Here is a 12109-nt window from a genome sequence, read left to right as displayed (position 1 = left end):
ATGCTACTCAGCAGCGGCACCCGCGCCCAGAGCATCCGGGTTTTCCGGGGAATGCTCGGCACATCCGGGCCGCACCCCGGAGACCAGCACCACACTATGTGCAGAGCCGCACGAGCCGCACTCTTCAGCCGCGGCCCGCCATGCCCGCACACACGAACTTATTGGAGGTTCCGATTACAGATATAGCCGCAGAACACGATGTGTATTTCGGTACCCCCGAGCCCGTGCATGAAAGCGAAAATCTCCAGACCGCCTCTCTGGCAGTCATCGAGCGGGTAGAGCACCGGCCCGACGTCGTCAAGGTCAAGGGCCGCCTGACGCTGATGGACACCGGCCTGACCCCGCACCAGGCCATGGTCCAAGACCTGCTGTTTGTCCGGAAAATCCTGGACAACGCCGGCATCACCTACCTTCTGGTGCGCGGCAACGACCAGCGCCCGGTCATCGCCATTGACCTCGCACACCGCGAAGAACTGCGCCGCGCCATGGTCGAGGCCTGCCGCGAGGAACCCTTCTACGCGCGCAGCGTCGACACCAAAAAGACCCGTACCCTGCTCATCGCCGACGGCGAACTCTGGCCGGCGGACAAGTCCCGGATCATCCGAGTCTTCCGCCCCCGCGCCGTCAGCGGCACCAACCTCACCTTCGGTCCCTCCGCCGGCGTGCAGCTGGAGCTTTGGGACCTCACCGGCCCGGCGATCACGCTGCCGGTGGAGAATTCGCTGACCCGCCGCACCCTGCCGGCCAGTGAAGTGGTCCGCGGCACCGTGGAAAAGCACGGACTGACCTGGCCGACCATCGAGAACATGTTCGCCGACCATGCCACCGACATCGACTTCGACGTGGATCTCGTCTTCTCCTGGGTAGACGGCAGCTCCGCCGAGTACCAGGCTGCGCGCGCGGCCCGGATGAAGGACGCCGTCGTTGGTGAAGGCGACGACCACGAGGCCCGGTTCCGCCACGTCAACGAGCTCAAGTACGCCCTGCGCTCGGTGTACATGTTCGCACCGTGGATCCGCCGGATTTTCATCGCCACGGACTCGGACCGTCCCGAGTGGCTGGCCGACCATCCGTCGGTGACCTTTGTGCGCGCGGAGGAGCATTTCAAGGATCCCTCGGTGCTGCCCACGCACAACTCGCAGGCGGTCGAGGCCCAGCTGCAGCACATCCCGGGCCTGGCGGAGCATTTCCTGTACTCCAACGACGACATGTTCTTCGGCCGGCCGGTGGGACCGGATCTGTTCTTCTCCCCCGGCGGCATCACCAAGTTCATCGAAGCCAGCACCCGGATCGGTTTGGGCGCGAACGATTCCGAGCGCAGCGGCTTCGAAAACGCAGCGCGCGTCAACCGGCGCCTGCTGTGGGAGCGCTTTGGCCGGATCACCACCCGGCATCTGGAACACACGGCCGCTCCGCTGCGAAAGAGCGTGCTCCTGGAAATGGAAAACGCGTTTCCGGATGAGTTCGCCGCCACGGCGGGGAGCAGATTCCGCGCCAAGGACAACATATCGGTGACCAACTCGCTGTACCACTACTACGCGCTGCTCACCGCGCGTGCGGTGACCCAGGAAACCGCGAAGGTGAAGTACGTGGACACCACGTCCTATGCCGGCCTGAAGCAGATGGACAAGCTCCTGGCCAAGCGGAACATGGACCTGTTCTGCCTCAACGACGGCAGCTTCCCGGAAGTCCCGGCCCAGGAACGCGCCGAGCGCGTCACGGACTTCCTGGAGAAGTTCTTCCCGATCAAGGCGCCCTGGGAAAACTAGCGCACGCACGACGACGGCGGAGCCCCCTTGCGTGCGGGGCCCCGCCGTCGTCGTTGTCTGACGCGTTCTTGGTGCAGGCGCCGCTAGCGGCTGACCACCACGTGCTCGTTGGGAACGCAGTGCGTCATGGTCAGGCCCTCAACGTTGCGCGGCCCGTTGTGCCCCAGGTTCTTCATCCAGGCCTTTTCAGCCTCGGACAGGGTCTGGGTGGCCAGCGGCCCCAGGTCCTTCACCTCATCCAATCCGATGCCCAGGCCGTCGCCGACACGCGCGCCGAGTTCGTCGTCGCACATGTAGAAGTGCCACAGCATCCGCTCCTGGACCGGACGGATCGCCTCGCTGATGTTGGCGGTGAAGTTGGCGACCAGATCGTCCTTCTCCCACTGTTCCATCAGCTGGAAGCGCTGGCCGGCCTGGATGTAGTCGTTGGTGCGCGGCAGACGGGCACGGGTCAGCTTGCCGGTAAGGTCCGGCCCCTGCTCCTCATGGGCCGGCTTGAGCGCTTCCGGGATGCCGCCGGTGATTGAGGGTTCGTAATTCACATGCGGATTCTGCCCCGGCGCGAGGTCGGTGAAGTACGACATCTGGCCGCCGCGCTGGTTGGTGGCCGCCGGTGCGTGCTTGGGTGAGTTCACCGGCAGTTGCAGGTAGTTCGGCCCGACCCGGTAACGCTGGGTATCCGAATAGCTGAAGGTGCGCCCCACCAGCATCTTGTCGTCGGAGAAGTCCAGCCCGTCCACCAGCACACCGGTGCCGAAGGAAATCTGCTCAGCCTCGTTGTGATGGTCGGTGATGTTCCGGTTCAGCGTCATGGTGCCCACGAACTTGGGCTCGAAGTCCTGCTCCGGCCAGGTCTTGGTGTCATCGAGCGGATCCCAGTCCAGCTCCGGATGATCGTGGTCATCCATCATCTGCACGTAGAGGTCCCACTTGGGGTAGTTGCCGCTTTCGATGGCCTCATACAGGTCCTTGGAGGCATGCCCCAGGTCGTTGGCCTGGATGTTGGCGGCGTCCTCCTCGGTCAGGGATTTCACGCCCTGCTGCGGCAGCCAGTGGTATTTAACCAGCTTGGTGTCGCCCTGCTCGTTCACCCATTTGTAGGTGTTCACGCCAAAACCCTGCATGTGCCGGTAGTCCGACGGAATGCCGCGCGGGCTGAACAGGTTCACCAGCATGTGCATGGATTCGGGGGTCTGGGACATGAAGTCGAAGATCCGTGCCGGTTCCTGCCGGAAGGTGATGGGGTCCGGCTTCAGGGAATGGATGACGTCCGGGAACTTGATTGCGTCGCGGATGAAGAAGACGCCGAGGTTGTTGCCGACCAGGTCCCAGTTCCCGTCCTCGGTGTAGAACTTCACCGCGAAACCACGGGGGTCGCGGGAGGTCTCGGAAGAATCGCGGCCGCCAATGACCGTCGAGAACCGGATGGCGACATCGGTCTTCTTGCCCGGTTCGGAGAGCAGCCGGGCCCGGGTGTAGCGGGAGATCGGCTCATCTCCCCATTTCCCTGACGCTTCGAACTCGCCGTAGGCCACGAAACCGCGGGCGTGCACCACGCGCTCGGGGATGCGTTCGCGGTCGAAGTGGCTGATTTTCTCGAGGAAGGGATAATTCTCCAGAGTGGCCGGGCCGCGAGGGCCCACGGTGCGGCTGTTCTGGTTGTCGTAAACCGGGTGGCCCTGACGGGTGGTCAGGTGCTGTCGGACGGGCTTCTGCTGCTCGCCGCCGGCGGGGATCGGGTTTTCTGCGTCAGTCATTACGTTCTCTCCGTGTCGGTGTTCGAACTGATCAGGGTGAGGTGTTCCACTTCAACTCTTAGTGCGGTCTGCTTCACACGTCAACTGCGCCTCGCCGCCGCCCGCAGTGGCGGCAACCGCCGCCGCTTGGCACACTGGGGCCATGACTACTGAAGATCTCCCGCCCGTTGTGGATTTAACCCCCGAGCAGAGCTGGAAATACCTGGAGAAGACCTTCCATGGCCGTTTGGCGGTCAGCGTAAACAACCGGCCGAGCATTTATCCGCTCAACTATTACGCGCACGACGGCGTTCTCCTCTTCCGTACCAGCCCGGGCACCAAGCTGGCAGAGTTGACCGTGAACGACCACGTGGCCTTCGAGGCCGACGGGATTCACAGTGACCAGGCCTGGTCAGTTGTCGTCAAGGGCACTACGCGCCAGCTTGAGAATCAAAGCGAGATCGACGCAGCCGATGCACTGCCGCTGCAGCCGTGGGTGCGGACGCTGAAGTACCGCTACGTGGAGATTCGCCCGGAAAGCGTCACCGGGCGCTTCTTCAATCTGGGCCCGGAGCCTGAGCGCCATGCAGAGGAGGGCTGACGCCCCAGGCTAAGGGTTAACGCCTCAGGCGGAGGTAACGCCTCAGGCGGAGGCCAGCTGCTGCGCGTCGAGGATGCGGACGCCGGCCGCATCCAGGCGGCGGCGGGTTTCCGCCTCGTCCACCCGCTCGCCGACCGTTTTGTTCTCCTCCAACGGCACGACCGAATGCACCACTGAGTCCTCATAGACGTGCACCATGTTGTACGCCTGCCCGGCGTCCTGGCCGCGGGTTCCCGGGGTGGTCAGATCCTGGGTGTAACAGGTCGCTGACGCCACGGACACGGGGATGCCGGCAAATGTGGCAAACGTCGAGTAGTGCAGGTGGCCCGCAATGATGGACCGGACATCCGTTCCTTCCAGGACGGCGGCGAGATCCCGCTGATGGCGCAGCTCCACCAGGACGGTCAGGTCCTGAACGCTGGGGACCGGCGGGTGGTGCATGGCCAGGATGGTGCCCTCCGGTGCCGGCGTCTTTAAAACGTTCCGGAGCCAGTTCAGCTGGGCTCCGCTGAGCTCACCGTGGTGGTACCCGGGCACCGTGGTGTCCAGCGTGATAATCCGGAGTCCGTTGACCAGATACACGCGGTCCACCGGTGCCATGTCCGGGACTTCGCCCAGCAGCGCGCTCTTGAGGTTTTCGCGGTTGTCGTGGTTGCCCATGGCCCAGATCAGCCGGGCGCCCATCCGTGCGGCAACCGGGGCCACGATGTCGCGGAGTTTGCTGTACGCCTGCGGTTCGCCCTTGTCCGCCAGGTCGCCGGTGAAGACGATGGCTTCGGGCTTTTGTCCTGAAACTTCCAGTCTGGCGAACAGCTCGGCCAGCTTGGCCTGGCTGTCAACTGCGCCGTAGAGCGGGTTCGTGCCGCCGACCAGGTGCGTGTCGCTGAGATGAAGAATAAAGTGACGCGGCCGGGGATGTTCGGCCGGGAGGGAATCCATGAGGACCTTCCAGTGTCGACGACAGCTGCTACTGCTTTCGTTCTCCTCCATAAAAGCAGAGTTTCGAGTCGAGGGTTAACCACCGGCGGCGTGTTGTCCGCTCACGTAGTTCAGGTATCCCCCGGTCCGGGAGCCGCCGACCGGCCCGCCGCACCCGGCCTCCGGTTGGATTACTTGCTCTGGCGCGCTGCCCGTCCCGGCCGTAGGCTCATGGTTGTCAGCGACTTCACCGGAAGGATCCCCCATGAGAATCAGCCACATTCCGCTGCGCCTGGCCTCCGGCGCCTACATCCTGAATTCCGGCCTGGGCAAGCGCAATCTGGACGAGGAAAGCGCCGCCGGCCTGCAGCAGATGGCTTCCAACGCCTTTCCCCAGGTCCTGGACCTTGATTCTGCCCGCTTCGGCAAGCTGCTCAGCGCAGCCGAGATCACGGTGGGACTGACCCTGCTGATGCCGTTCATTCCGAGCCGCCTCGCCGGACTGGTGCTTGGCGCGTTCTCCGGCGGAATGCTCACCATGTATGCAAAGACTCCGGGCCTGACCGAAGCTGATGGTGTCCGGCCCACCGCTCAGGGCACGCCGCTGGCCAAGGACGTCTGGATGGCCGGCATTGCTGCGTCCCTGATCCTGGACCGCAAAAACAGGACCAAGATCAAGGAAGTCACCAAGATCAAAGAGGTCAAGGTGCCGACGCCGGTCAAGGCGGGTGCCGCTGCCGCGGCCGTGAAGGCAGCGAAAAAGGCCACGTTGCCCGCTCCGGCCAAGGCCGGTGCCGCCGCCGTCACTGTGAAGGCAGCGAAGAAGGCCAAGGAATCCCGGAAGTCCAAGGACCGCAGAGCCGGCCGGAAGTCCAAGTAGTCCACGTACGGCAACCGCCGAAGGGCCTTGGGCGCGCTCAAACCCGCCGTATCTGCACTCTGGGCGCCCGGGCCGCGCCGAGAGTACACGTCTGGTGGGATACGGGCAGCACCTGCCGCCGAGAGTCCACGTCTGACGACTTGAATCGGACGGAACCCGCCACAGCTGCACACTCGGTGCCGGGGCCGCGCTCAAACCCGCCATAGCTGCACTCTCAGTGAGCTGGCGGGCTTGGTTGAAGTGGCAAAGGAATCCGGCAGAGCCCGTTATCTGCACGATAGATTCCGGCGGGATGGCCTGACGACCCCGCCCAGAAACTAGCGGAGCTGCTGCCCGCAGGTAACACGCAACACACCGGAAACATAGCAGTGCCACAATCTCCCCATGTTTCTCACGCCATCGGATACGGAAAAGCTGCTGCTCAGCGTGGCCGGCATGGTCGCGCGCGACCGGCGTTCGCGCGGACTCAAGCTCAATTATCCGGAAGCCGTGGCCCTGATTTCCTGCTGGGTCATGGAACGGGCGCGCGAGGGCGGCGGAGTCGCCGACCTGATGAGTGAGGGCCGCCGGGTCCTCACCCGGGATGACGTCATGGAAGGCGTCCCGGAGATGATCCCGGACCTCCAGATCGAAGCGACGTTTCCCGACGGCCGCAAGCTGGTAACGATCACGGAGCCCATCTCATGAGCGCCCCCCTGATCCCCGGTGAGGTCCGCACCGCCGCCGGCAGCCTCGAGCTGAATGCGGGCCGGGAATCCCGAGCGCTGGTCGTCACGAACACCGGCGACCGGCCGGTCCAGATCGGCTCACACTTCCACTTCGCCGATGTGAACACCGCCCTGGCCTTCGACCGGCCGGCTGCCCGCGGGTTCCGGCTGAATGTGCCGGCCGGCACGGCTGTGCGGTTCGAACCCGGGGCGTCCCGGGAAGTGTCGCTGGTCCGGCTGGCGGGTGCGGGCGTCGTGCCTGGCCTGCAGATCCGGCACGACGACGACGGCGACGGCACCCGTGGCTCCGGCGCGGAGCCCGGCCCCGGCTCCGAGTCCGGAACGGTCCGCTGACATGCAGATCAACCGACGCGACTACGCGCACCTGTACGGCCCCACCGTCGGAGACTCCGTCCGGCTCGGCGACACTGACCTGTGGATCAGCCCGGAAAAGGACTACACCTTCGGCGGCGACGAATCGGTTTTCGGCGGCGGTAAGAACATCCGCGAATCGATGGCCCAGTCCACACGGACTTCCGCTGAAGGTGCTCCTGACCTGATCATCACCAACGTGCTGATCGTGGACCACTGGGGCATCGTCCGCGCCGACGTCGGCGTGAAGAACGGGCGCATCGCCGGAATCGGCAAGTCCGGCAATCCGGACATCATGGACAACATTTCTCCGGAGCTGGTGATCGGCCCCGGAACCGAAGTCATTGCCGGTGAAGGACGGATCCTCACCGCCGGCGGAATTGATACCCACGTCCATCTGCTGGGCACCGATGCACTGCGTGAGGCCCTGGCCTCCGGCATCACCACGGTGGGCGGCGGCGGCACCGGACCCGCCGAAGGGTCCAAGGCCACCACGGTCACTCCGGGCGCCTGGAACCTGCAGGTGATGCACCGCGCCCTGGACACGCTGCCGATGAACTTCCTGCTCTATGGCAAGGGCAACACGGTCAGCCAGGCTGCCCTGGAGGAACAGGCCCTGGCCGGAGCCGCCGGGTACAAGGTGCACGAGGACTGGGGCTCCACCCCGGCGGCAATCGACGCGGCGCTGACCGCCGCGGACCGATGGGGCGTCCAGGTGGCGCTGCATGCCGACTCCCTCAACGAAGCCGGCTACGTGCAGCACACCCTGGAGGCGATCAGGGGCCGCGGCATCCACGTCTTCCACGCCGAAGGCGCCGGCGGCGGACACGCCCCGGACATCATCACCGTGGCCTCGGCCGCCAACGTGCTGCCGGCATCGACCAATCCCACCCTGCCGTTCACCGTCAATACCGTCGCCGAACACCTGGACATGCTGATGGTCTGCCATCACTTGAACCCGCGCATCCCCGAGGACCTGGCGTTCGCCGAGTCACGGATCCGGGCCAACACCATGATGGCCGAAGACGTGCTGCAGGACCTGGGCGCCATGTCCATCACCTCCTCCGATGCCCAGGCGATGGGCAGGATCGGCGAAACCATCACGCGCACCTGGCAGGTGGCACACGTGATGAAGAACTACATGGGCGCCTCGGAATCGGCGCTGCCCGCGGACAACGAACGGGTTCGCCGCTACATTGCCAAATACACCATCTGCCCGGCCGTTGCCCACGGCATCGATTCCGAGGTCGGATCGATCGAGGCCGGCAAGATGGCGGACCTGGTCCTGTGGAATCCGGCGTTCTTCGGCATCCGGCCGTCCCTGGTGATCAAGGGCGGCGCGATTGTCGCGGGGCAGATGGGCGATCCCAACGCGTCGCTGCCGACCCCGCAGCCGGTCTGGATGCGCGAGGCCCTGGCCGGACGGGCGTCCTCGGCGCCGCATCTGTCCACCTCCTTCGTCGCCCAGGCCGCACTGGATGACGGGCTGGCCGACAAGCTCGGGCTGGTCCGGACACTGACCGCCATCCGTTCCACCCGCGACGTGACCAAGGCATCCCTGCCGAACAACACCGCGCTGCCGGACATCCAGGTGAATCCGGAGACGTTCCTGGTCAGCATCGACGGGCAGGTCATCGAACCCGCTCCCGCCGCCGAGCTGCCTCTGACCCAGCGCTACACGCTGTTCTAGGCCGCCGACATGACGAACGCGGACGACGACGGCGGGGGTGCCGGGGGTGCCAGCGGTGCCGGGGAATCAGCAATCGCCGCCTTCCTCCTTGCCGATTCACGGTTGCCTTCGGGCGCCTACTCGCATTCGGCCGGATTGGAGCCGGCGGTAATGGCCGGGCTGCAGGTGGACGGCGTTTATCCCTATCTGGTGTCCCGGCTGCAGACCGTGGTCCGGATGGAGACCTCGGCGGCCGTGCTGGCGCACCGGCATGCCCGGGAGCTCAGTGCCCAGGGCCCCGGTTTCGCCGCCCTGGAGTCCGCGCTCGACGCCCGGACTCCCTCCGCCGCGCAGCGGGAAGCTTCCCGCCGTCTGGGCCGGGGAATGCTGCGGCTGGCGGCGACGCTCAAACCCGGGGACCCCGCCGTCGTCGTCCTGAAACGGGAAGCTCCGCGTCCCACCCGACCGGTGGCGCTGGGCGTTGCGGCCCAGGCGCTGGGAGTGGGCGAACGGCAGCTGGCCCGGCTCTGCTGCTATGACGATGCGCAGTCAGTGGTTGCCGCCGCCCTGAAGCTGCTGCCCATCGACCCGATGTCCGCCACCGCCTGGATCCTGAAGGCCGAACCGCAGATCAACGCCGTCGTCGCCGAAGCCCTGCAGACGCAGACCGTTGACGACATCCCCGCCCTCAGCGCTCCCTGGATGGAGCACTGGGCCGAAGACCACACCGAAAGAACAAGGAGGCTGTTCGTTGCCTGAAAACACTGCACCGAAGAGTGAAAGCGCCATGTCCGCCGACGATCCGACCCGTTCGCTGCGGCTGGGCGTCGCCGGGCCGGTGGGCACCGGCAAGAGCTCGCTGATCGCCACCATCTGCCGCGCCATGTCCGAGGAGCTGTCCATCGGCGTAATCACCAATGACATCTACACCGACGAGGACGCGAAGTTCCTCCGCTCGGCCGGCGTCCTGCCCGCCGAACGCATCCGCGCGGTGGAAACCGGAGCCTGCCCGCACACGGCCATCCGCGACGACGTCACCACCAATCTGCTCGCCGTGGAAGATCTGGAAGCAGACTTTGCTCCGCTGGATCTGGTGCTGGTGGAAAGCGGCGGCGACAACCTCACCGCCACCTTCTCCCCCGCCCTGGTGGACGCCCAGATCTTTGTGCTGGACGTGGCCGGCGGCGGCGACGTTGCCCGCAAGGGCGGCCCCGGCATCGCCCGCGCCGATCTGCTGGTGATCAACAAGATCGACCTGGCCCCGTATGTGGACGTCGATGTGGAGCTGATGGTGGCCGATGCCACCGAAGCACGCGAGGGCGGGCCGGTGCTGGCCCTCTCCCGGAAGCAGCAGGACACGATCGACAAGCTCAGCGCCTGGGTGCGTTCCATGGTGGCCCTGCACCGCGCCGGCACCCATACTCCGCAGGATCCCGGGCCGATGGCGCCGCATTTCCACGCCGACGATGACGGCGGCTACATCCACACGCATGATGAGGAGCCGGACGCTGTCCAGCACCGCCACTGAGCTCCGCGTGGAGGCAGCCCGTCCGACGGCGCCCAGGTCCACCCGCATAACCACTGAGCTGTCCGGCGGCAGGGCACGGTTTTCGGTGCTGGACCAGGGGCTTTATCTGGCCCCGCGTCCGGTTCACGGCACCGGGAATCCGCTGCACCTGCGCGTGGCCCTGATCGGCATCCACATGATGCTGCTGGGCGGCGACGACGTACGGATCGAGGTTTCGGTGGGCTCCGGCGTCACGCTGGAAGTGGTGGAACCGGCAGGCCTGGTGGCCTACGACGCCGACCTGGTGCCCTCCCGCTGGTCGCTGCACGCGGAGGTGGGTGAGAACGCAGCACTGATCTGGGACGGTGCATCCTTCGTCTCCGCCGGCGGATCCAATGTCCACCGGGAGACCCGGCTTCGGCTGGCTTCCGGTGCCCGCGCGCTTCTCCGGGAGACGCTGGTGCTGGGCCGCAGCGGCGAGCCCGGCGGCCGGCTGCGCAGCATCACGCGTGCCACCGGACCGGACGGCGACTGCCTGTACGAGGATCTGGACCTGACCGGACCGCGGGACCGCGCCGTCGGAATCCTGGGCAGCTCCAAGATCGTGGCCAGTACGACGGCGGTGGGGTGGCGCCCTGCGGTGCTGCCGCCGGACTCCGGGACCGAACCACACCGGGCGCGCCGGTTCGAGCTGGCGGCGCCCGGCGCCGTCGCCCGCAGCCTGAGCGACCAGGCGCACACCGCCGACGGCGAAGCGGGCGCCGTATTCTCAGCGTGGCGGGATGAGCTGACCGGTTTCTGAGTGGTTTCTGACCACTGGACTGTCGTGGCATGATCGACGCCATGGGCCGCAGCCAAACTCCACTTCCGCACGCGTATCCAATCCGGCGCGTGCAGGAGAGCCAGCACCTGCCGCTGGCGCGAACCCGCTGGCCGGCCACTGTGCCCGCAGTGGCGCAACTGCTGGACCAGGGACTGGATCTGGGCCGCGCCACGGTCCTGGTCGGCGAAAACGGATCCGGCAAGTCCACTCTGGTGGAATCCGTGGCACTGGCCTTCGGGCTCTCTCCCGAAGGCGGATCGACGGGTGCCCAGCACAGCACCAGGGCCACGGAATCCGACCTTGCTGAGCATCTGCACCTGATCCGCACCCCGGGCGGCTCCCGCCGGGGGTTTTTCCTGCGGGCCGAGACCATGCACGGGTTTTATACCTATCTGGAAAAAAACCCGAGTACCGGCTCCCCCGACATCGATTTCCACTCGCTCTCCCACGGGGAGTCCTTCCTGGAGCTGGTAGGCGACCGGTTCCGGGGATCCGGGTTGTGGGTCCTGGACGAACCGGAGTCGGCGCTGTCCTTTGCGGGCAGCCTCTCGCTGCTGGCCACGCTGAAGGAAATCCTGGACGACCCCGAATCCCAGGTGCTGCTCTCCACCCACTCGCCGATTCTCGCCGCGCTGCCCGGTGCCACGCTGCTGGAAGTTGGTCCGTGGGGGCTGCGGCCGGCAGCGTGGGAGGAGCTCGAACTGGTGGCCAACTGGCGGAATTTCCTCAGCGGGCCCGAGCGTTTCCTGCGCCACTTCTAGGTACTGACAACGCGGAAGCGCTCGTGGCCTTCACCCTCGTCCCGCGCATGCGGCACATCCACCGAACCCAGCGGAACCAGCCGGACCTCCGTCACTTCCAGGATCGCCAGCGGGTCTTCGTTGCTGTCGATCAGGACGGAGCGGTCGCCGGGGCGTGGCAGCGGTTCGCCGCCGTCGCCGCCGTACTGGCAGGCCAGACTGGTGGTGCTGGTCTTCGTACCGTCCAGGATGGCAGCGACCAGGGCATCGCGGAGCGGGCCGGGGAAGGCGAACTCGGCCCGGGGCAGGTTGGATTCCATGCTGGAAGCCTAGCCCCGCCCTTGGCGGCGGAGGAGTCGAGGTGGTTAGGTGGGGCCCTGCACACGA

The 12109-nt window shown here is 66.2% G+C and carries 13 protein-coding genes; 10 read left to right on the top strand and 3 right to left on the bottom strand.

Features of this window, described 5'->3' with window-relative positions:
• Window positions 1–140: 140 nt before the first annotated feature.
• Complete coding sequence (locus QNO08_RS03895; protein WP_229964600.1) at window positions 141–1769, top strand: stealth family protein; 1629 nt, start codon at window positions 141–143, stop codon at window positions 1767–1769.
• Between the two features lie 83 nt (window positions 1770–1852).
• Here the strand turns inward: QNO08_RS03895 and QNO08_RS03890 are convergent, their stop codons facing one another.
• Entirely contained in the window at window positions 1853–3526 is a 1674-nt protein-coding gene (locus QNO08_RS03890) for a catalase (protein WP_229964599.1), read from the bottom strand.
• Window positions 3527–3668: 142 nt separating this feature from the next.
• On the opposite strand from QNO08_RS03890, the gene QNO08_RS03885 reads away from it, so the two are divergent.
• The gene (locus tag QNO08_RS03885) at window positions 3669–4106 is read left to right on the top strand and encodes a pyridoxamine 5'-phosphate oxidase family protein (protein WP_229964598.1); all 438 of its coding nucleotides are present in this window, start codon (window positions 3669–3671) and stop codon (window positions 4104–4106) included.
• Between the two features lie 42 nt (window positions 4107–4148).
• On the opposite strand, the gene QNO08_RS03880 is transcribed toward QNO08_RS03885, so the two are convergent.
• Entirely contained in the window at window positions 4149–5045 is an 897-nt protein-coding gene (locus QNO08_RS03880; protein WP_229964597.1) for a phosphodiesterase, read from the bottom strand.
• A gap of 244 nt (window positions 5046–5289) precedes the next feature.
• Between QNO08_RS03880 and QNO08_RS03875 the strand changes: the two genes are divergently transcribed.
• The 8 genes from QNO08_RS03875 to QNO08_RS03840 all read left to right on the top strand — a co-directional run bounded on the left by QNO08_RS03875 (window position 5290) and on the right by QNO08_RS03840 (window position 11743).
• Window positions 5290–5904, top strand: coding sequence for a hypothetical protein (locus QNO08_RS03875; protein ID WP_331461751.1), 615 nt, complete (start codon window positions 5290–5292; stop codon window positions 5902–5904).
• 384 nt (window positions 5905–6288) lie between these two features.
• On the top strand, window positions 6289–6591 hold the full coding sequence (locus tag QNO08_RS03870; RefSeq protein WP_229964596.1) for an urease subunit gamma: 303 nt from the start codon (window positions 6289–6291) through the stop codon (window positions 6589–6591).
• On the top strand, window positions 6588–6965 hold the full coding sequence (locus QNO08_RS03865) for an urease subunit beta (protein ID WP_284015430.1): 378 nt from the start codon (window positions 6588–6590) through the stop codon (window positions 6963–6965). Before QNO08_RS03870 ends, QNO08_RS03865 begins: the two co-directional genes overlap by 4 nt.
• Before the next feature lies 1 nt (window position 6966).
• Window positions 6967–8673, top strand: a complete 1707-nt coding sequence (locus tag QNO08_RS03860; protein ID WP_229964595.1) for an urease subunit alpha — start codon at window positions 6967–6969, stop codon at window positions 8671–8673.
• Window positions 8674–8682: 9 nt separating this feature from the next.
• On the top strand, window positions 8683–9411 hold the full coding sequence (locus tag QNO08_RS03855; RefSeq protein ID WP_229964594.1) for an urease accessory protein UreF: 729 nt from the start codon (window positions 8683–8685) through the stop codon (window positions 9409–9411).
• A gap of 28 nt (window positions 9412–9439) precedes the next feature.
• Window positions 9440–10180 (top strand): urease accessory protein UreG, encoded by a 741-nt coding sequence (gene ureG, locus QNO08_RS03850; protein ID WP_229965030.1) that lies wholly within the window; start codon window positions 9440–9442, stop codon window positions 10178–10180.
• Entirely contained in the window at window positions 10143–10961 is an 819-nt protein-coding gene (locus QNO08_RS03845; protein ID WP_229964593.1) for an urease accessory protein UreD, read from the top strand. Before ureG ends, QNO08_RS03845 begins: the two co-directional genes overlap by 38 nt.
• A gap of 29 nt (window positions 10962–10990) precedes the next feature.
• A complete protein-coding gene (locus QNO08_RS03840; protein ID WP_442860453.1) occupies window positions 10991–11743 on the top strand; it encodes an AAA family ATPase in 753 nt (250 codons plus the stop codon).
• Here QNO08_RS03840 and QNO08_RS03835 read toward each other — a convergent pair.
• Window positions 11740–12042 carry an ASCH domain-containing protein gene (locus tag QNO08_RS03835; RefSeq protein ID WP_229964592.1) on the bottom strand — a complete coding sequence of 101 codons (303 nt, stop codon included), beginning with the start codon at window positions 12040–12042 and terminating at the stop codon, window positions 11740–11742. The genes QNO08_RS03840 and QNO08_RS03835 overlap by 4 nt on opposite strands.
• Window positions 12043–12109 lie beyond the last annotated feature (67 nt).

It is taken from the genome of Arthrobacter sp. zg-Y820 (genome assembly GCF_030142155.1).
In the GTDB taxonomy this organism is placed as follows: Bacteria; Actinomycetota; Actinomycetes; order Actinomycetales; family Micrococcaceae; genus Arthrobacter_B.
This window is presented reverse-complemented; position numbering and strand designations above follow the sequence as displayed.

Coding starts and splice junctions, on each gene's coding strand:
- QNO08_RS03895 (WP_229964600.1), top strand. CDS start 141: ATGCCCGCACACACGAACTTATTGGAGGTTCCGATTACAGATATAGCC.
- QNO08_RS03890 (WP_229964599.1), bottom strand. CDS start 3,526: ATGACTGACGCAGAAAACCCGATCCCCGCCGGCGGCGAGCAGCAGAAG.
- QNO08_RS03885 (WP_229964598.1), top strand. CDS start 3,669: ATGACTACTGAAGATCTCCCGCCCGTTGTGGATTTAACCCCCGAGCAG.
- QNO08_RS03880 (WP_229964597.1), bottom strand. CDS start 5,045: ATGGATTCCCTCCCGGCCGAACATCCCCGGCCGCGTCACTTTATTCTT.
- QNO08_RS03875 (WP_331461751.1), top strand. CDS start 5,290: ATGAGAATCAGCCACATTCCGCTGCGCCTGGCCTCCGGCGCCTACATC.
- QNO08_RS03870 (WP_229964596.1), top strand. CDS start 6,289: ATGTTTCTCACGCCATCGGATACGGAAAAGCTGCTGCTCAGCGTGGCC.
- QNO08_RS03865 (WP_284015430.1), top strand. CDS start 6,588: ATGAGCGCCCCCCTGATCCCCGGTGAGGTCCGCACCGCCGCCGGCAGC.
- QNO08_RS03860 (WP_229964595.1), top strand. CDS start 6,967: ATGCAGATCAACCGACGCGACTACGCGCACCTGTACGGCCCCACCGTC.
- QNO08_RS03855 (WP_229964594.1), top strand. CDS start 8,683: ATGACGAACGCGGACGACGACGGCGGGGGTGCCGGGGGTGCCAGCGGT.
- ureG (WP_229965030.1), top strand. CDS start 9,440: ATGTCCGCCGACGATCCGACCCGTTCGCTGCGGCTGGGCGTCGCCGGG.
- QNO08_RS03845 (WP_229964593.1), top strand. CDS start 10,143: ATGATGAGGAGCCGGACGCTGTCCAGCACCGCCACTGAGCTCCGCGTG.
- QNO08_RS03840 (WP_442860453.1), top strand. CDS start 10,991: ATGATCGACGCCATGGGCCGCAGCCAAACTCCACTTCCGCACGCGTAT.
- QNO08_RS03835 (WP_229964592.1), bottom strand. CDS start 12,042: ATGGAATCCAACCTGCCCCGGGCCGAGTTCGCCTTCCCCGGCCCGCTC.